This is a genomic window from Chitinasiproducens palmae (assembly GCF_900095735.1).
In the GTDB taxonomy this organism is placed as follows: Bacteria; Pseudomonadota; Gammaproteobacteria; order Burkholderiales; family Burkholderiaceae; genus Chitinasiproducens; species Chitinasiproducens palmae.
Genome location: NZ_FNLO01000012.1, coordinates 62404 through 80824 on the forward strand (window position 1 = coordinate 62404; position 18421 = coordinate 80824).

Annotated in this window: 14 protein-coding genes; 8 read left to right on the plus strand and 6 right to left on the minus strand. The window is 67.7% G+C overall.

Annotation, left to right across the window (positions count from 1 at the left end; all coding sequences use genetic code 11):
• Both tadA and mnmH read right to left on the minus strand, forming a co-directional pair.
• A partial coding sequence (tadA, locus tag BLU54_RS23860; protein ID WP_211435374.1) for a tRNA adenosine(34) deaminase TadA occupies positions 1-731 on the minus strand: 731 nt, incomplete at its 3' end.
• 179 nt (positions 732-910) lie between these two features.
• Positions 911-1963, minus strand: coding sequence for a tRNA 2-selenouridine(34) synthase MnmH (mnmH, locus tag BLU54_RS18150; RefSeq protein ID WP_091911787.1), 1053 nt, complete (start codon positions 1961-1963; stop codon positions 911-913).
• A gap of 1040 nt (positions 1964-3003) precedes the next feature.
• Between mnmH and BLU54_RS18155 the strand changes: the two genes are divergently transcribed.
• From BLU54_RS18155 to BLU54_RS18185, 7 genes are all read left to right on the plus strand, one after another.
• Entirely contained in the window at positions 3004-3672 is a 669-nt protein-coding gene (locus tag BLU54_RS18155) for a c-type cytochrome (RefSeq protein WP_235838025.1), read from the plus strand.
• 13 nt (positions 3673-3685) lie between these two features.
• On the plus strand, positions 3686-4960 hold the full coding sequence (locus tag BLU54_RS18160; protein ID WP_235838020.1) for a c-type cytochrome: 1275 nt from the start codon (positions 3686-3688) through the stop codon (positions 4958-4960).
• 20 nt (positions 4961-4980) lie between these two features.
• Positions 4981-5166 (plus strand): hypothetical protein, encoded by a 186-nt coding sequence (locus BLU54_RS18165; protein ID WP_091911576.1) that lies wholly within the window; start codon positions 4981-4983, stop codon positions 5164-5166.
• A gap of 3 nt (positions 5167-5169) precedes the next feature.
• Entirely contained in the window at positions 5170-5748 is a 579-nt protein-coding gene (locus BLU54_RS18170; protein ID WP_091911578.1) for a cupredoxin domain-containing protein, read from the plus strand.
• Positions 5735-7357: a b(o/a)3-type cytochrome-c oxidase subunit 1 gene (locus tag BLU54_RS18175; RefSeq protein WP_091911580.1), complete on the plus strand. Its 1623-nt coding sequence runs from the start codon at positions 5735-5737 to the stop codon at positions 7355-7357. The genes BLU54_RS18170 and BLU54_RS18175 overlap by 14 nt, the downstream gene beginning before the upstream one ends.
• Positions 7354-8178 (plus strand): c-type cytochrome, encoded by an 825-nt coding sequence (locus BLU54_RS18180; protein WP_091911583.1) that lies wholly within the window; start codon positions 7354-7356, stop codon positions 8176-8178. The genes BLU54_RS18175 and BLU54_RS18180 overlap by 4 nt, the downstream gene beginning before the upstream one ends.
• Before the next feature lie 188 nt (positions 8179-8366).
• Positions 8367-8660 carry a hypothetical protein gene (locus BLU54_RS18185; RefSeq protein ID WP_091911586.1) on the plus strand — a complete coding sequence of 98 codons (294 nt, stop codon included), beginning with the start codon at positions 8367-8369 and terminating at the stop codon, positions 8658-8660.
• Positions 8661-8902: 242 nt separating this feature from the next.
• Here BLU54_RS18185 and BLU54_RS18190 read toward each other — a convergent pair whose 3' ends face one another.
• Positions 8903-10369, minus strand: coding sequence for a catalase (locus tag BLU54_RS18190; RefSeq protein ID WP_091911589.1), 1467 nt, complete (start codon positions 10367-10369; stop codon positions 8903-8905).
• Between the two features lie 431 nt (positions 10370-10800).
• Between BLU54_RS18190 and BLU54_RS18195 the strand changes: the two genes are divergently transcribed.
• Positions 10801-13014, plus strand: coding sequence for a hypothetical protein (locus BLU54_RS18195; RefSeq protein WP_091911591.1), 2214 nt, complete (start codon positions 10801-10803; stop codon positions 13012-13014).
• A gap of 79 nt (positions 13015-13093) precedes the next feature.
• Here BLU54_RS18195 and BLU54_RS18200 read toward each other — a convergent pair whose 3' ends face one another.
• The 3 genes from BLU54_RS18200 to surE all read right to left on the minus strand — a co-directional run bounded on the left by BLU54_RS18200 (position 13094) and on the right by surE (position 18373).
• Positions 13094-14713 carry an AcvB/VirJ family lysyl-phosphatidylglycerol hydrolase gene (locus BLU54_RS18200; protein WP_235838021.1) on the minus strand — a complete coding sequence of 540 codons (1620 nt, stop codon included), beginning with the start codon at positions 14711-14713 and terminating at the stop codon, positions 13094-13096.
• Between the two features lie 11 nt (positions 14714-14724).
• Positions 14725-17277: a bifunctional lysylphosphatidylglycerol flippase/synthetase MprF gene (gene mprF / locus BLU54_RS18205; protein WP_091911594.1), complete on the minus strand. Its 2553-nt coding sequence runs from the start codon at positions 17275-17277 to the stop codon at positions 14725-14727.
• A 292-nt stretch (positions 17278-17569) separates the two neighbouring features.
• The gene (gene surE / locus BLU54_RS18210; RefSeq protein ID WP_235838022.1) at positions 17570-18373 is read right to left on the minus strand and encodes a 5'/3'-nucleotidase SurE; all 804 of its coding nucleotides are present in this window, start codon (positions 18371-18373) and stop codon (positions 17570-17572) included.
• Positions 18374-18421: the final 48 nt, after the last annotated feature.

Consider the following 18421-nt stretch of genomic DNA (forward strand, 5'->3'; position numbering starts at 1 on the left):
CCTGCTGTTCCTGCTGTTCCTGCTGTTCCTGCTGTTCCTGCTGTTCCTGCTACTCCTCGGTGCCCGTCTTGACCGGGATGCTCCGCCGATGCGGCAGGCAACGCCGGCGCCGCCCGCCGCGCGGCCCGGCCGAGCGCCCGGCGCTGCGCGAAGAAATCGCGCAACAGCGCGGCCGACGCGCCGGCCAGCACGCCGCCCAGCACCCGCGTCTGGTGATTCAGCAGGGGCTGGGCAAATAGATCGATGACACTGCCTGCCGCGCCCGTCTTCGGATCCGTCGCGCCGAACACGACCCGTGCGCAACGCGCGTGCAGGATGGCGCCGCTGCACATGGCGCATGGTTCGAGCGTCACGTACAACGCGAGACCCGGCATCCGGTAGTTGCCGAGCCGCTGCGCCGCCTCGCGCAAAGCGACCATTTCGGCGTGCGCGGACGGATCGTGACTGCCGATCGGCCGGTTGTGCCCGATGCCGACGATTTCGCCCTGGTAGACGGCTACCGCGCCCACCGGCACCTCACCGGCCTCGCCGGCGCGCCGTGCCGCGTCGAGCGCCTGTCGCATCCACGCGCGGTCCGCTTCGGATTCGACCAGTTCGGCATCGAACGCGTGCGCCACGGCCCCGCGCCCGCCGCGGCGCAGCGGCGATGGTGCCGCGCCCGCCGGCGATACGCCCGCAAGCAGCGATTCGGTATCGGACAGGTTTCGGTTCACGCTGGAAGATTCGGGCACAAGGAGTCACGGCGGGCCGGGCAGCGACGCGCCGCACATGGCGCGGCATGCCGGCAACGGTACCGACGAGGCGCCGGTCTGCGCCAGCCGGACGAGCGGCGGCTCGGGGCATCGGTCGGCCAGGCAAGGCCCGCATTCTACCATCGGCGGCCGGACCGCCGGCCGCCCGGTCCGCTCGCTCAGGCCAGGCCCAGTTCGCGCAGCAGCGACTGCGCCTGCGGCAGCGTGCCCTGCGCGGTCGGCTCGAACGAAAAGGCATGGGCCGAAGCGATCTGCGCGAAATGCTGGTGGCTGCTGCGATCGTAGGCAGGATCGTAATGGCGCGCGATCAGTTCCGCGAACAGCGCTTCCCGTGCATCCTCGTCGACCATGACCTGCCAGCGCGCGACCTGCTCGCGGCTGTGCAGACCGACCAAGCGCTCGAGCTGCGCCTTGAAGTTCGCCGGGTCCGCGAACAGATGCGCATAGTCCTGCAGCAGGAAGGCGATCCGATCCGCCTGACTGGCCTGGACCTGCACACAACGCCCCGCATGCAGCGCGGCGAGCAACGGCGCCGGCAGCGTGATGGCGCCGATGCGCCGGCTTTCGGCCTCGACGAACACGGGCCGCGCCACATCCAGCCCCTGCAGCGCCAGCAGCAGGGCCGAGTCGAACGCCTTCTGCGTCGGCTGCGGCGCATCCGGCATCGCGCCGAGCAGCGAGCCGCGATGCCGGGCGAGCCCTTCCAGGTCGAGCGTCTGCGCGCCGGCCGCATGCAGCGCGTGCAGCAACCGGGTCTTGCCGGTGCCGGTATGGCCGACCAGCGCGATGCAGCGCAGGCGGGTCGGCAACGTCTGAAGCGCGTCGAGCACCGACCGGCGGTAGGTCTTGTAGCCGCCGTCGAGCTGCCGGGCCTGCCAACCGATCAGATTGAACCAGGTGGTCATCGAGCCGGAGCGCTTGCCGCCTCGCCAGCAATAGATCATCGGGCGCCAGTTGCGCGGCCGGTCGGCGAAGGTGGTGTCGAGGTGCCGGGCAATGTTGCGCGCGACCATCGCCGCGCCCACGCGCGTCGCCTCGAACACCGAGACCTGGCGATACAGCGTGCCGACGATGACGCGTTCCTCGTTGCTGAGGACCGGGGCGTTCACGGCGCCGGGGATGTGATCCTCGACGTACTCGAGCGGCGTGCGCACGTCGACGATTTCGTCGAACGCATCACGCGCGTCGAGCGGGACAATCAGGTTTTTCAAGGCGGTCGCCAACGGGGTGCCGGCGCGCACGGGCTGTGCGCGACGAACGACGCGGGAATCAAGCAGGCCGTGCAGCGGCGGGACCCGTCAGCGGCGGCGACCATCTGGGCGCCGGCGGCCCGGCGCAGCGCGCGATTATCGCATGGCGTCCGGGCCGATGCAGCCGCCGCCCCGGCGCCCGGGCGCCGCCGATTGCGGCGGCAAAGGCGGCGCGTCCGTCCCGGCATGCCGACACGCCCGCGCTGCGTGTGCGTCGGGCTCGCATCGCTGACGCGCCGAGTCCATCCGGGATAATCCCGTTTTGGCAAATGCGATAATCGGCAGCGCGAGCGAGATAATCGTGCGATGCACGGCGCGGCGCATGCCGCTGGCCCGTACAGATAATCAGCGAGATAATGCCGCCTTTTGAAACGCGCGTTTGAATGTGGCCCCGGCCTTTAGCGCGCGTGACGATGAGGATTGTCGGGACGACTTTGGTGAGGCGACGTCCCGGTGGCAACGCAGCGCAACCGCCTTCTTGCCGCGATGCCGGCCGCCGTCATTGCGCCTTGGTGGCCGTCTTGCTCGCGAGCCGGTCCGCGACTGAAGCGCGATCTCGGCCATTCCTGGCGCGAGGCCTGCCGTCAGGTGTGGCATCCACGCGACGGAACGCCGGGCGTCCGGATCGAGAATGCCCGCCGCGCAAGCGCAAAACCGGACTGGCAGCCAACCGGCCGAGGCCGGCGCGCGGCGAAGCCAGGCCCGGCGTCGACGCGTTGGCGCGCGGCGCGGGTTGTCGCCGCCCCCCGCGCGGCCAGCAGGATTCGCACGCCGCTGCCTTGACCTAGGTCATGAAAACGCCCGTGATTTCGTGTAATACTTTCAAGGCATAAATCGGTATGGCACTCACTGCACGCCATATCGGGGCGCCGGGCGCGATTGGCTCGCACGCTAATGCGATGGGTTTCCCCACTCCACGCCCAATACAACGCAGACGGAGAAATTGCGTGCTTGATTGGAAACGACCGCTGGTTGCCGGCCTCACCGCGCTCGGCACATTGATTATCTCGGCGAGTGCGAACGCCCAGTCGAGCAATGCCCCGAAACCGCCGCCGGATACGATGGAGGCGCGCGTCATGGCGTGCGCCGCCTGTCACGGCGTGCAAGGCGCCGGCCTCGACAACAACTACTTCCCGCGCCTCGCGGGACGTCCCGCCGGCTATCTCTACGAGCAGCTCCGCGCCTTCCGCGACGGCACGCGCAGCTACGCGCCGATGAATGCGCTGCTGGCGTATCTGAGCGACGACTATCTCCACAAGATGGCCGAGTACTACGCCGCTCAGCAGCCGCCGTTTCCGCCGCACCGCGGCAATCTGCGCACCGATGCGATTCGCGAGCAGGGCCGGCGATTGGTTGCCAACGGCGACGCGGCACGCGGCATTCCGGCGTGCGCGACCTGCCACGGCGCCTCGCTTACCGGACTCGAACCCGGCATTCCCGGGCTGCTCGGTCTGAACGCGTCCTATCTCTCCGGACAGCTCGGCGAATTCCGCGCGCATACGCGCCGCGGCGCACGCCCCGACTGCATGGCCAACGTCGCCGCGAAGCTCAGCGACGCCGATATCACCGCCGTGTCCGCCTATCTCGCCGCGCAGCCGAAGCCGGCCGACGCGGCACCCGCGCGCCAGACGGCCGAACTGCCGCTGGTATGCGGCTCGCAGGCCCGCTAGGAGACGATCGAGGATGTTCATCACAACGAGCCAGACCATGGTCCGTACCGCGCTCAAGAGCGCCCTGGCCCTGCTCATTGGCCTGGGCGCCAGCAGCGCGCACGCGGCGAGCGCCGACGAGATCAAGCGCGGCGAATACCTCGCGCGCGCCGGCGACTGTATTGCCTGCCACACCGATCCCACCGGCCACCGCTTCTCCGGCGGCCGCGCCATGCCGACGCCGTTCGGCACGATCTATACGCCGAACATCACGCCGGATCGCGAAACCGGCATCGGCAACTGGACCGCGGAAGAGTTCTACAACATGATGCGCACCGGCCGCTCGCGCGACGGTACGTATCTGTACCCGGCCATGCCGTTCCCGGCCTATACGAAGGTGACGCGCGCCGACTCGGACGCAATCTTCGCATTCCTGAAGTCGGTGCCGGCGGTCCGGCAACCGAACCGGCCGCATGACCTGCGCTTCCCGTACAACAACCGGAACCTGCTGATCGGCTGGCGCACGCTGTTCTTCCGCGAAGGCGAATACCAGCCCGATCCGAAGCAGTCGGCCGAGTGGAACCGCGGCGCCTACCTGGTGCAGGGGCTGGGCCACTGCGCGTCGTGCCACACCGCGATCAACGCGCTCGGTGGCTCGTCCACCTCCAAGCCGTTCGAGGGCGGCCTGATCCCGATGCAGGACTGGTACGCGCCGTCGCTGACGTCGAACCGCGAAGCGGGCCTCGGCGAATGGAGCCTGAAAGACATCGCCGACCTGCTGCAGACCGGCGTGTCGCAGCGCGGCGCGGTGTACGGCCCGATGTCGGAGGTCGTGCACAACAGCCTGCAGTACATGAGCGACGCGGATACGCGTGCGATGTCCGTGTATCTGAAGTCCCTGCCCGACCGCTCCGGTGGCTCGGCCACGCCGGCCAGCGCGCCGCGCCCGACACTGAACGCCACGGAACAGCGCCGCTACAACGAAGGCCAGAAGATCTACGCAGCGCAGTGCGCGGTCTGCCACGCCAGCGACGGTCGCGGCATGCCGCCGCACTTCCCGCCGCTGGCCAACAACCAGTCGATCCAGATGCAGTCGGCGGTCAATCCGATCCGCATGGTGCTCAACGGCGGCTATCCGCCCGCCACGGCGAAGAATCCGATGCCGTACGGCATGCCGCCGTTCGCACAGATGCTCAACGACGAACAGGTCGCGGCGGTGGTGACCTACGTGCGCCTCGCCTGGGGCAACGTCGGCACCCCCGTCACGCCCGCGCAGGCCAATACGCTGCGCAAAGCTCCGCTGAACTGAGGACAACACGCCACGCTGCCATGAAGCCTGACTCTCTACCAACGGCCGACGATCCGCGCGCGGCCAATGACGACGCCGTGCTCGACATCGTCGAGCGCGGTCCCAAGGGCGCCCTCTGGGTTGCCGGCATCGCGACCGCAATCGTCTTTGCGATCTGGTTCATCTTCTATTTCGCGGCCTACGTGCCGCGCGGCGCGGTGTCCTGAACCATGAGCCGAGAACATCCCTCCTCCACGGCCGCGCACCGGGCCGAAGCGGTCGCCGCGCGCGTCGAGAAACGCTGGGCCTACATTTCCGTCGGCCTGATCCTGCTGCTCATCGCGGTGATGATCTATTCCGGCCTGCACTCGGCGGCGCAGCCGCCATCGCGCGTCGAGACCATCGACCCGGCCACGCTGCACCTGTCCGGCGAGTTCACCGAGAACAATCTGGGTACCACGCTGCAGCCCGACGGCTCGGCCGTGGTGCGCGTGGTCGCCCAGATCTACTCGTTCACGCCGCAGTGCATCCTTGTCCCGGCGCAGACGCCGCTCACCTTCCGCGCCACCAGCTCGGACGTGGTGCACGGCTTCCTCGTCTACGACACCAACATCAACACGATGGTCGAGCCGGGCTTCGTTTCGACCTTCCGCTATCAGTTCGACAAGCCGGGCGACCATCTGATGCCGTGCCACGAATTCTGCGGCACCGGCCACGAAGGCATGTGGGCACGCGTGAAAGTGATCGAAAAATCCGAATATATGAAGCTTGCGGCGGCAGGTCGGGGGAACAGCTGTGTTCAACGTTAAACGACTCGTTCTCGCCCATTTCTGGCTGGCCTTCGTCGCGTTCGCCGTCGCGCTGGTGCTGGGCGAGTGGCAGATGTACGTGCGGAGCCCGCTGCATGCATGGCTGACGCACGCCGAATGGTATTACCGCTCGGTCACCGCGCACGGCTCGGCGATGGCCTACGTGCTGCCGACCCTGGTGGCGATGGGCTTCGGCTACGCGATCACCGAGCTTTCGCTGAAGCGTCCGCTGATCGGCATCAAGTGGGCCTGGGCCAGCTTCTGGCTGGTGGCGGTGGGCGCGGTGATGGCCATGACGCCGGTCGCGATGGGTCTGGCGTCGGTGCTCTACACCTTCTACCCGCCGATGGTCGGCAACCCGTTCTACTACCTCGGCGTTGTGCTGGTGGTGGTCGGCTCGTGGATCTGGGTGGCGCTGACCTCGATCAACCTGCACGCCTGGAAACGCGACAACCCCGGCGTGCCGGTACCGCTTGCGATGTTCGCCAGCACCGCCGGTGCCTATCTGTGGGCCTGGACGGCAGTGGGCGCCGCGCTCGAGATCCTGCTGCAGATCCTGCCGGCGGCCGTCGGCCTGACCGATCGCATCGATGCCGGCCTGTCACGCGTGCTGTTCTCCTGGACTCTGCATGCGATCGTGTACTTCTGGCTGATCCCGGCCTACATCGCGTACTACACGATCGTGCCGCGCGCGATCGGCGGGCGCCTGTACAGCGATTCGATGGCCCGCATCTCCTTCGTGCTGTTCCTGGTGTTCGCGATGCCGATCGGCATCCACCACTTGTTCGCCGATCCGCAGGTGGGCTCGGGCTTCAAGTTCGTGCACGCGATCTTCACCGGCATGGTGTCGGTGCCGACGCTGCTGACCATCTTCACGGTGTGCGCCTCGGTCGAGATCGCCTCGCGCCTGCGCGGCGGCCACGGCGCGTTCGGCTGGCTGAAGGCCCTGCCCTGGCGCAACCCGATGATGCTGGTCATCGCCTTCTCGTTCGTGATGCTCGGCTTCGGCGGCGCCGGCGGCCTGATCAACATGAGCTACCAGCTCGACATGACGGTGCACAACACGCAGTGGATCACCGGCCACTTCCACCTGATCTTCGGCGGCGCGGTGGTGATCATGTACTTCGCGATCGCCTATGACCTGTGGCCGCATCTCACCGGCCGCCTGCTGGCCAGCGCCCGTCTGGTGCGCACCCAGCTGTGGCTGTGGTTCGTCGGGATGATCGTGTTGAGCTTCCCGTGGCACTACACGGGCCTGCTCGGCATGCCGCGCCGGATGTCGTTCTACGACTACAGCGACCCGCTGATCGCGACGGTCGGCCTGCCGGTGATCATGTCGGTGGTCGGCGGTGCGATCCTGGTGATCTCGGGCCTGCTGTTCGTCTACATCCTGGCACGTTCGCACTTCACGCCGCGCCAGGACCCAGGTCCCTACACATTCTCGGTGGCGGTGCATCCGCCGACCCGCGTGCCGGTTGCGTTGAACTCGTTCGCGCTGTGGATCGCGATGATGGTAGGCCTGACGCTCGTCAACTACGGCTTCCCGATCGCGCAGTTGCTGGCCAAGGGTGAATCGGTGCCGGTCGTGCGCATGGGAGATCAGCAATGAAACCCAGCTCCGATAACCGCAAGGAAGAAGCCCTCTTCACGCTGCGCAACAGTTGGCTCCGCAACACGGTCGGCGGCTTGATCGCGATCACCGTGGTCAGCATCGCCATCGCCTTCCTGTGGCTGCCGAGCGCGCAGAGCAACGACGCGATCACCAGCCTCTGGCGGTCGATCTGCGGCGCAGCCGGCGTGCCGTTCAAATGGGGCGCGTCGCACACCATCGCGCCGCCGGTGCGCTCCAGTGACGTGGTCCTGGACGCGAACCTGATCGACAGCCAGGATCCGCGCGCCGTCGGCCGGGGCGCGACGCTGGCCCAGCGCTGCACGATGTGCCACGGTGCCCAAGGCATCAGCAATGCGGACTCGCCGAACCTTGCCGGTCAGTATCCGATGGTCGTGTACAAGCAGTTGCACGACTACCAGAGCGGCAAGCGCGAGAACGTGGTAATGCAGGCGATGGTGCGCGACCTGAGCGAAGCGCAGATTCGCGATCTGGCCGCCTACTATGCGTACCTGCCGAAGCCGCCGGCGCGCTTCCCGACGCCGGGCACCGGCGCCGCCGCACCGCTGATCGTCAGCGCCGGCGCACCGGTGCGCAATATCGCACCGTGCGCTTCCTGCCACGGTCCAATGGGGCGCAGCACCGGCGCACCGTGGATCCAGGGCATGCCCGAGGTCTATCTTCGCGACCAACTGATCGCGTTCCGCAGCGGCGCGCGTCACAACGACGTCAACGAGCAGATGCGTAACGTCGCGCGCCAGATGACGGACGAGGAAATTCAGGCGGCGTCGAAATATTACGCGTCCCTGCCTCAGAACTGAACGGCACGTCCGTTCGCACGACATGCAAGGGCGGCCTGGGGCCGCCCTTTTTCATGTCCGCGTCGCCCGGAGCGCGGACGGCCCGGTTCCGGTCCGCGCCGTCGGCCGAGTCCGCGCAGAGCGGTTAAGATGAAAGTCCGAGGCCGGGCCATCGCGGCTGCCAGGCACCCTCCGCCCCTCACGACTTCATGCAAGCTAACAATTTCTTCGAGTGGCTGGGCAATCTGCTCGGCAGGATGATCCGCTTCGTCGTCAGCCTCGCCGAACGCCTGCTGTCGGGCCTGCGCGGCGCGTTCAGCGACTTCTTCTCCGGCCTGACCGGCGCGGTCGGCATCAGCCCGACGCTGTTCAACGTGGTGTGGCTGGTGCTCGGGCTGCTGCTGCTGTACGCCGCGGTGCGCGCCTTCCTGGCCCGCGCCATCGTCGCCGGCATCGTCTGGCTGGTCCTCGCCGTCTTCGTGCTGAGCGCGCTGATGGGTTGAGCAGGTACGACACCGCAACGCGCGATGTGTGGACCCTGGGCGCTGGGCTGATGGGCTGATGGGCTGATCGGCTCATGGGCGTGGCGGCATCCATGCCATATACGGCACACGCGCAAATGGCACACGCGCAAACCAAAAGGCCCGCGCTGGTGGCGCAGGCCCACCTGCGGCGACGGGCAATCGCTGCCGCCGGGACCGCTCGCTTGAGCGGCCGGCGCGGGTAACGTCAGGCCGCTATGAGGTCAGGGCAATGCGGTTTCAGAGACCGGCGCCGGCTTGCCCAGCGCGCGACGCACGCCGGCCGCGTAGTCCGCGTGAATGCCTTCGAACAGCGCCAACTCCCGCTCCACGATGTCCCGTTCCACGCCGGCCATCGCGTCGGCGATGTTGTCGAACAGGCGCTGGCGTTCCCCTTCGTCGAACAGCTCGAACAACGCGCGCGGATGACTGAAGTAGTCGTCGTCCTGCCGGTGCGAGTAATGCGCAATCGCGCCTTCCATCGACTGCGACGGCTCGCGCGCCGCGGCGTCTTCCTGGAACAAGCCGAAGCGGTTCGGCTCGTAGTTGATCGTCCCGCCGAGGTTGCCATCCGCCCGCATCGCGCCGTCCCGATGGAACGGCGTATGGCGCGGGTTCAGCGGCGCGTTGACCGGAATCTGGTGATGATTGATGCCGAGCCGATAGCGCTGCGTATCGCCATACGAGAACAACCGCCCCTGCAGCAAACGGTCCGGCGAGAAACCAATGCCCGGCACCACGTTCGCCGGCGTGAAGGCCGACTGCTCGACCTCCGCGAAATAATTGTCCGGATTGCGGTTCAGCTCGATCACGCCGACGTCGAGCAACGGATAGGTCTTCTGCGACCACGTCTTGGTGATGTCGAACGGATTTTCGGCGCGTGCCAATGCCTCGCGCTCCGGCATCACCTGGATGCAGAAACGCCAGCGCGGGAAGTTGCCCTTCTCGATCGAATCGAACAGATCCCGCTGCGCGCTTTCCCGATCCTCGCCGATCACCTTCTTCGCTTCCGCGTTCGTGTAGTTCTCGATGCCCTGCATCGACTTGAAGTGGAACTTCACATACACGCGCTCGTCGTCGGCATTGATCATCGAGAAGGTGTGCGAGCCGAAACCGTGCATCTGACGATAGTTTTTCGGAATGCCGCGATCGCTCATCAGGATCGTGATCTGGTGCAACGATTCCGGCGAGCGCGACCAGAAATCCCAGATCGTGTTCGCGTCGCGCATATTGGTACGCGGATCGCGCTTCTGGGTATGGATGAAGTCCGGAAACTTGAGCGGATCGCGAATGAAGAATACCGGTGTGTTGTTGCCGACGATGTCCCAGTTGCCTTCCTCGGTGTAGAACTTGATCGAGAAGCCACGGACGTCGCGCTCGGCATCGGCCGCGCCCCGCTCGCCGGCAACGGTCGAAAAGCGCATGAAAATCTTGGTTTCCTTGCCGATCGTGTCGAACACCTTCGCCTTGCTGAAGCGCGAGATGTCATGCGTGATGCGCAGCGTGCCGAAGGCGCCGGACCCCTTCGCGTGCACGCGGCGTTCCGGAATCACTTCACGGTCGAAGTGCGCCAGCTTTTCGATCAGCCAGAAGTCCTGGAGCGTAACCGGGCCACGCGGACCGGCGGTTTGTACATTCTGATTGTCGCCGACCGGCGCGCCGGCAGCCGTCGTCAAATTGCGGTTCGTCATCTCGGGCTCTCCGTAGTGTCATTGCCGGCCGACCGATCGGTCCGCGGGCAGCATCGTGTGGGAATCGGGCTGGCCGTCCTGCAGGCGCCACGATGAAAGCCACTTTATCGATCACACGTTGAAAGAGCAAAACAATCGTTTTTATGTTTAAGATTGATTTACTCTATCGACCGTGAGCCACGGATGCGTTACTAACGGGGCCCGCATGGGTCGCGCGAAACCATCCGCTCCCGATGCTGGCGCGCCATAGAACGCTAGACCACCATGCGTGCCGAGCCCACGCGCGAGAGGATCTGATCGCAGCCGGAGAAGTCGCTTGCCCGCAGATCGCGGCGCCCTATGGTAGGCTTTCGAGCGGCCGGCACCGCGGCGCTTGGCGTCAACGGCGTCGGGCGGCTTGCCGGCCCCTTCCCTCACCCGCTTTTTCGCCTATGGCCCATACCTGGCAATTCTTCCGCGCCGGCGGCGTCGATCAGGTCGTGATCCGATCCGGCGAAGACATCGCGCATCTGCGTACCCTCGACCAGAAACTCTGGGTCGCGCTCGCGTGTCCGACGCGCGGCATCGAGTTCGATCCGCGCACGCTGGACCTGATCGATCTCGACCACGACGTCCGCATCCGCCCTCCCGAACTGATCGAAGCGTGCGAATGGGCCTGTCACCATTTGCGCGATCCGGACGAACTGGTGCGTGGTGGCGAAACCCTCGAAATCGACGCGATCGACACCAGTCACGACTCGGGACGCGAACTCGCCGACGAGGCGCGTCGCATCGTGGCCCTGCTGGAGCGCGACTCGCCGAACACGATCACGCTCGAAGACGTTCACGACCAGAACAAGCTGCTCGCGGCGATGCGCTTCAACGGCGACGGCATCGTGACGGTGAAGACCGCCGAGGACGAGGCCCTGGCCAAGGTGATCCAGCAGATCATCGATACGCAAGGTCCGATCAACGATCGTAATGGCGAGCCCGGCATCGATCAGGCACGGGCCGACGCGTTCTTCGCGCAAGCGCTGCAGCTGGATGCATGGCGGCGACACGCGCTCGACGAACCGGACGTCTTGCCGCTCGGCGACGCGACGCGCGCCGCCTACGACGCGCTGGCCGCGGTGCGCGACAAAATCGACGATTACTTCGCGCGCGGCCGGGTAGCCGCGTACGACGAACGCGCCGCGCCCGCGCTGAATCCGACGCTGGACGAGTACCGCGCGCTGGCCGCCCACATACTGGATCTCGACGCGCCCGACATCGCCGCGCTGCCGCTCGCGCCGATCGCCAGCGGCCGGGTCGCCGTACTGGCCTTGCCGCTCGAAGGCGATCAACTCAATCCGGCCTGGGCCAATGCAATGCGCATGCTGCGCGAACGCGCGGTGCTGCCATTGATGGGCGATGCCGCGACGTTGACCGAGCACGGTTGGGACATGCTGAAGGCACGCTTCGACGCGCACCGCGCGTGGCTGGCGCAGCGCCCGGCGTCGTCGCTCGACCGTTTGGACATCGACACGATCGCGCCTCTGCTGGCCAGCGGCGCGCAGGACGCGATCAACAGCCTGATTGCCGAGGACAAGGGCGCGGAGCCGGGCAACTCCCGCATCGTCGACCTCGAAAAGCTGCTCCGGCTCAAGCGCGACCTGCTCAAGCTGCTGAACAACTTCGTTTCGTTCAAGGACTTCTACCGCCGCGAAGGCGCGGCATTCCAGGCCGGCACGCTGTACCTGGATGCGCGCAGCTGCGACCTCACGGTGCGCGTCGCCGACGCCGCCAAGCACGCCACGCTGGCCGGCATGGCGAAGGCTTGCCTGGCTTACTGCGAGTGCACCCGCGAAGGCGAAAAGATGACGATCGTCGCCGCATTCACCGCGGGCGACGTCGACTTCCTGTTCGTCGGCCGCAACGGCATCTTCTACGACCGTCAAGGTAAGGACTGGGATGCGACGATCGTCAAGCTGATCGACAATCCGATCAGCGTGTGGCAGGCGTTCATGTCGCCGTACAAGAAGTTCGTGCGCATGATCGAGGAACAGGTCGCGAAACGCGCGGCGGCCAGCGATACCGTGATGCAGGGGCGCCTGAGTACATTGGCCACGGGCCTCGCGAACGCCGACAAGACGCCGGACGCGGGCGCGACGGCAACGCCGGCAGCGACGCCGGCAGTAACGCCGACCCGGGCGAATGGCCGGATCGACGTCGGCACGGTGGCCGCGCTGGGCGTCGCGCTGGGCAGCATCAGCGCGGTCGCGGTCGGCATCTTCGGCAAGTTCATCGAACTGGGCTGGTGGATCCCGGTCGCGCTGATCGGCATCGTGCTGGCGATCTCCGGACCGAGCATGCTGATCGCATGGCTGAAGCTGCGCGAACGCAGCCTTGGGCCGATCCTCGACGCCAGCGGCTGGGCCATCAACGGTCGCATGCGCATCAACGTCAAGCTCGGCGGCTCGCTGTCGCAGACGGCGACGATTCCACCGAATGGCAAGCGGCGCCTGAACGACCCGTTCGCGGATCGCCACACCACTTTCTACACGCTGCTGATCGTGTGCCTGGTGCTGGGCCTGGCGTTCGGGGCATGGCGCATGCACCTGCTCGACAGCGTGCTGCCCGCTGCCCTGCACTTCCCGCTCGCGCTGCACTGGCCGAGCGGGCGCTGAAGCGACGCCAAAGCGCCCCTCGGCCGGCGCGGTCTGCCGGACCAGTTGGCCGGGCGTCCGGTCGCGCGTCCGGCCACGCTCAGTGCCGGCGCGTGATCTGCTGCTGCCAGCCGGCGAGAATCGAGCGCGCCAGCCGATCATAGTCCTCCCCGAAGTGATGACCGCCTTCGAGCGCAACCACCGCGGCACCGCTACGCGCCAGCGCCGGGCAAGCGGTCTCCTCCTCTTCCTTGCCGTAGACGCACTGCACCAGCGCGGGCGGCAGCTTCGCCACCTCGGGCAGCGTCGGCAACGCGTCGTCGCTCGCCGGCAGGCCAAGCCATCCGGTCACGCGAATCTGGAAGTCGGCCGAGCGCGAAAAGCCCAGCAACGATACATAGGAGACCTGGCGGCGCAGATCGTCCGGCAAGCGCGTGTACAGGAAGGGCATCACGTCGGCGCCGAACGAATAGCCGATCAGCGCCACGTCGCGGGTATGCCAGCGTGCGCCGTAGGCGGAGATCACGCGCGCCAGGTCACGGCTCGCCTGCGCCGGCGGTTTGGTCTTCCAGAAGTAGCGCAGCGCATCCCAGCCGATCACCGACACGCCCTGCCGCTGCAGCGACTCCGCGATCGACTTGTCGAGATCGCGCCACCCGCCATCGCCTGAAATCACGATCGCGAGCTTGTCGCTGCCGTGGGCGGCCGGCAACTCGATCAACGGCAGATCCGACAGGTCCTGCGCATTGCCGGACGGCACCACAAGGTGCGTGGCAAGCAGGCCACCCAGCGCGTCCGCGCGGCTCGTACCGGCCGGCAAGTGGCGCGGCGCCGGCAGCGGCTCGGACGGCGCCCAGCCCTCGTCGCGCGCCGCCTTCGGCGCCGCGCCTGCCTTGCCGTCTTTGCCATCCTTGCCACCGACCCGCGCCACGCCGGCGCCGGCGCCGGCGCCGGCTTTTCCGCTTGCCACGCTTGCCACGCTTGCCGCACTCGCGACACTTGCCGCGTGCAGCATGCTCGCCGCCTTGGGCACCCCAGCCGGGCCAGCCGGAGCGGGCGAGGCGGACGCGGTCACCGGCGCGTCGCCATCGATCACCGCCGCTTCATAGAAGCCCGGCAGACCCCGGCCTCGGCTGATCGTCGCGTCCGGCGCGCACGGCTGGAACCGCGGATCGAGCCGTCCCTGCCCGTCGAGAACGGCTGCGCCGCCGAGCGTATTGGCCGGGGCACGCGCCAGCATCCTCGCGGCGAGCGCGCCGCCCTGTCCGGTTCCCGCCACGATCGGCAGGAAATAGCGGCTGGAGCGCGCCTCGCGCTGCAGCTGATGGCTGATGCTCTCGACCTCGCCAAGCAACGAATGGCAGGGCTCCTTCACTTCGGTCAGCCGTCGCGCATAGCGCGCGGTATCGACGCCCACCACCATCGCGCCCGCCCGGCCCAGCGCCTCGGCGGCCTGCTGGTCCGCCGCCCGCCAACCCTGGGCATCGGAGAACAGCACGACGAAACCGCGCATCGGCGCGCTGGGCTGCACCAGCGTGACGTCGCCGAAATCGCCGCCGGCGATCGTTGCCGCCTGCAGTGGCATGGCGCAGGCGAACAGCGCCGCGAGGGGCAGCGCTCGCAGGAACAGCCGGCGCATCTTCATAAGTCTGTCCATCGTCATCGTCGTCTTCGTTGCCACCGTGGTCGGTGCCGCCCCGGTCGTTGTCTTCGTTCCCATCCCGATCGATCTCACGAGCGTCGTCCCCCGGCCAGCAACGACAGATCCGCAAGGGTGAGCAGCACGCTCAGCGAGCCCGAGGCCGCAAGATAGCGCGGCTCCCAACGCGGCTGGAACTTGTTCTTGAACACGCGCAGTCCGCGGAAGTTATAGAACCGGCCGCCCACATGCCATGTCAGGCTGGCCAGCCGGTGCCACGGTGAAGCGAGCGGCCCGGCATGCACGCCGGAGAGCGGCGCCATGCCAAGGCTCAGGTTCGTCAAGCCAGCCTGCTTGAGATGCAGGATCAGCGAGGTGAACAGGTACTCCATCGCATACTGCGAAGCCTCGGGCAGATGGCGCATCACACCGATGGTCGCCTCGACGCCAAGGTCGGTCGTCATATAGGTCACGAACGCGACCGGCTCGCCCGCCTGCCGCACCAGCATCACGGACTGCGCGGCGAGATAGTCGGGCGTGAAGGCCGCGACCGAAAAGCTCTTTTCCCGCGCGGACCTGCTGTCCAGCCAGGCGTCCGAAATGCGACGCAGGACGGGCAGCCAGGCCGGGTCGACCGGCCGTTCGATCACTTCGACACTCAGGCCGTCGCGTTCACCGCGCTTGAGCGCATAGCGCAAGTGCTGACGCTGCGACCCCGTCATTTCGAAGGCGCGCAGATCGACCACCGCTTCCTCGCCCAACTTCATCAGGGTCAGGCCGGCATCCAGGTAGAGCGGCAGCGCATCGGCCCGCACCTGATAGAACGCCGCGCGTCCGCCGTGCGAATGCGCAAGCGCGACGAACTGCTCGATCAGGCCCGCCCACTCGTCGCGCGGACCGACCGGATCGTGCAAGGCGGCCCAGGTGCGGCCGCGCTTCGCGTACATCAGGAAGGTGCGGCGGCTGGCCGAAAAGAGGAAGCTTTTGTCGGCCATCATCGCCAGCACCGCGTCGCTGCGCTCCTGCGTGCGGATCACGCCGGCGGCGTCGACCAGATCCGCTGCCGACGGCCGCACGAAACGCCCGGCGTCGGGACGCAGCAACTGCCGCACCGCCAGCGCCGCGGCCAGCAGGCCGGCGGCCACCGTGGCGCGCAAGGCCCGCGGCGCGCGCTCGTCGAACGCGAATTCCCACCACAGGTCGTTGCGGTAACCGACGTCGCGGAATGCGAAGAAGAAGATCCAGAACGCGACCACCAGCACGATGCCGACCGAGACCAGCCAACCCGCGGTGAAACGCTGGCTGAACAGCGACGACGAACGCTTGAAGTGACGGCGGCTGGCGAGCAGCAGGGTCAGCAGCACGGCCAGGATGGCGGCTTCGACGTAGGCCAGCCCCTTGGCCAGCGCCAGGAACAGGCTGACCAGCGTGAGCACCAGCGCCAGCCACCACGCCGCGTCCAGGCGTTTCAGCAGGCCACGCGCGGCGAACAGCAGCAGCACGCCCATCATGCTGGCCAGCAACTGCGAGCCTTCCAGCACCCACAGCGGCAGCGACACCGTCTCCAGCGTCGAGAGGCGGCCATGGTAGGCCGGTGTCGCGCCCGAGATCACCAGCATGCCGCCGACGCCGAAGGTGATGATCGCCAGCAGTACCGGCACCAGCCAGGTCATTCCATCCGGCTGGCGCGTGGCCAGCCGCATCGTCAGCGCACGGCCCTCGAAGCCGACCAGCAGCAGCAGCGACACCACCAGCGGCACGCCGAAGTAGATCGCCCGATAGGCCAGCAAGGCGGCCACCATCACCGGCGTCGGCACGCTGTGCCCGAGCGCGATCACCATCGCCGCCTCGAACACGCCGAGGCCACCGGGCGTATGGCCGATCAAGCCGAGCAGCATGGCCGCGGCGAACACGGCGAGGAACACCGGGAAGCCGACCTCGGTGTGCGGCAGCATCACCCACAGGGCCAGCGCGGCGCCGGTAACGTCGACCACCGACCACAGCAACTCATCGATCAGCACCCTGAACGACGGCAGGGTGAACTGGAAACGGCGCCAGCGCAGCGTACGCGGCTCGCGGCCGCATGACACGGCGGCGGCCACGCCCAGCAGCAGAATCAGCGCACCGAGCAGCCGGCAGCCGGTGGGCCCGAGATGCAGCGCGGCCGACATCGCATTGGCGCTGCACAGCAGCCCGACACCGGTCATCAACAACAGCGCGAACGCCAGTGCCACGCTGGTGAAGACGGTCAGTCGCGCGACGTCGGCAGTCTCGACGCCCGCGCTGCCGTACACCCGGACGCGCACCGCGCCCCCGGTCAGCGCGCCGAAGCCGGTCGCATTGCCGAGCGCCGAGCCGACCGTGGCGCCGATGCCCAGCGCGACGCGCGGCACGCGCTTGCCGACATAGCGCAAGCCAGCCGCGTCGCGCGCGATCAGCGCGACGTAGCTGAGCGCGGTGGCGCCGAGCGAAGCCAGCCACACCTCGGGCGGCAACGCGCGCAGGCTTCGCACGACCGAGCGATAGTCGATGCTTTGCGACAAACGTTGGAAAAGGAACAGCAGGAATGCGCAGAATGCCAGCGCAAGCAGCGGCGTGGCCAGGCGGCGCACGCGCGGGGGCACGGTTTCCTTCGAAAGGCTCATGGATCTCGATACGTGTCGCGTCACCGCCCGGCCCGGTCGGGCCGGACACGACGCGAACGCTTACAACGCCGCCCCGTTCACACCGGTTGACAGCGACGCCCCGAACATCGCATCGCGGCCCTGCCCGTGGGCCGCGGGCGTTGCGCCAGGCAAGCTTTCGGCTGGATCGAGCGGCCCGCGTGCGCGGGCCAGGCAAACGGGCCAAGTAAGCGGGCCGCCGGCACGGCCGGGCACCCGCATCGGCCTGCGTTACCTGGCACGGCGGCCGCGGGTGCGGCGCTGCGAAGGACGTTCAGGCGGCGGGGGAAGGTCCGCCCAGCGCCTCGGCAAGGGCGGCATAGGCCGCCGGGTCGGTCCGCTCGAACTGCAACGGTGTGGCGGAAATCGCGCCTCGCCCGACCACCGCGGTCTCGCTGTCGTCCGGATTCGGACGTGGACCGCGCGCGAGTTCCAGCCATGCGTACGGCATGCCGCGCGGATCGGTATGCAGGCGCGCGCCGATGTCGTGCAACAGGCCAGGACCTTGCCGCGTCAGCGTGAGCGGCCCTACCGCATCGACCGGAACGGACGGGAAATTGACGTTGATGATCGAGCCGCCGCGCTCGCGCCACGGCGATCGCCAGAGTCGCGCGACAACGTCGGCGCCGTGGCGGCGGGCGACGTCCCAGGGCACCGCGTTGCGGTCGCGGAAGGTCTGGCTCATCGCGATGGCCGGCAAGCCAAGCAGCATGGCGGTCATCGCGGCCCCAACCGTGCCCGAGAACACGGTCTCGATGCCCAGATTGCCGCCCCGATTGACCCCGGACAGCACCAGGTCGGGCAACACGCCGTCCATCAGGTGGCGCACGCCCATCACCACGCTGTCGCCCGGCGTGCCGGACACGCTGAAGCGTCGTTCGCCGTGCCGCGTCATGCGCAGCGGCGCGTGCAGACTCAGCGAGTGGGACGTGCCGCTCTGATCGTGGTCGGGTGCGACGATCCAGACCTCGCGGGCGATCTCGTGGGCGATCTCGGACAGGACGGCCAGCCCGGGGGCATCGATACCGTCGTCGTTGGTGAGCAGCACTCGGTCAAGCAGCGGGGCGCGGTCTGGCACGTCGGTTCCTCGTTGAAGATAGCCGCCCATGGTAGCGCAAGGCGGCAG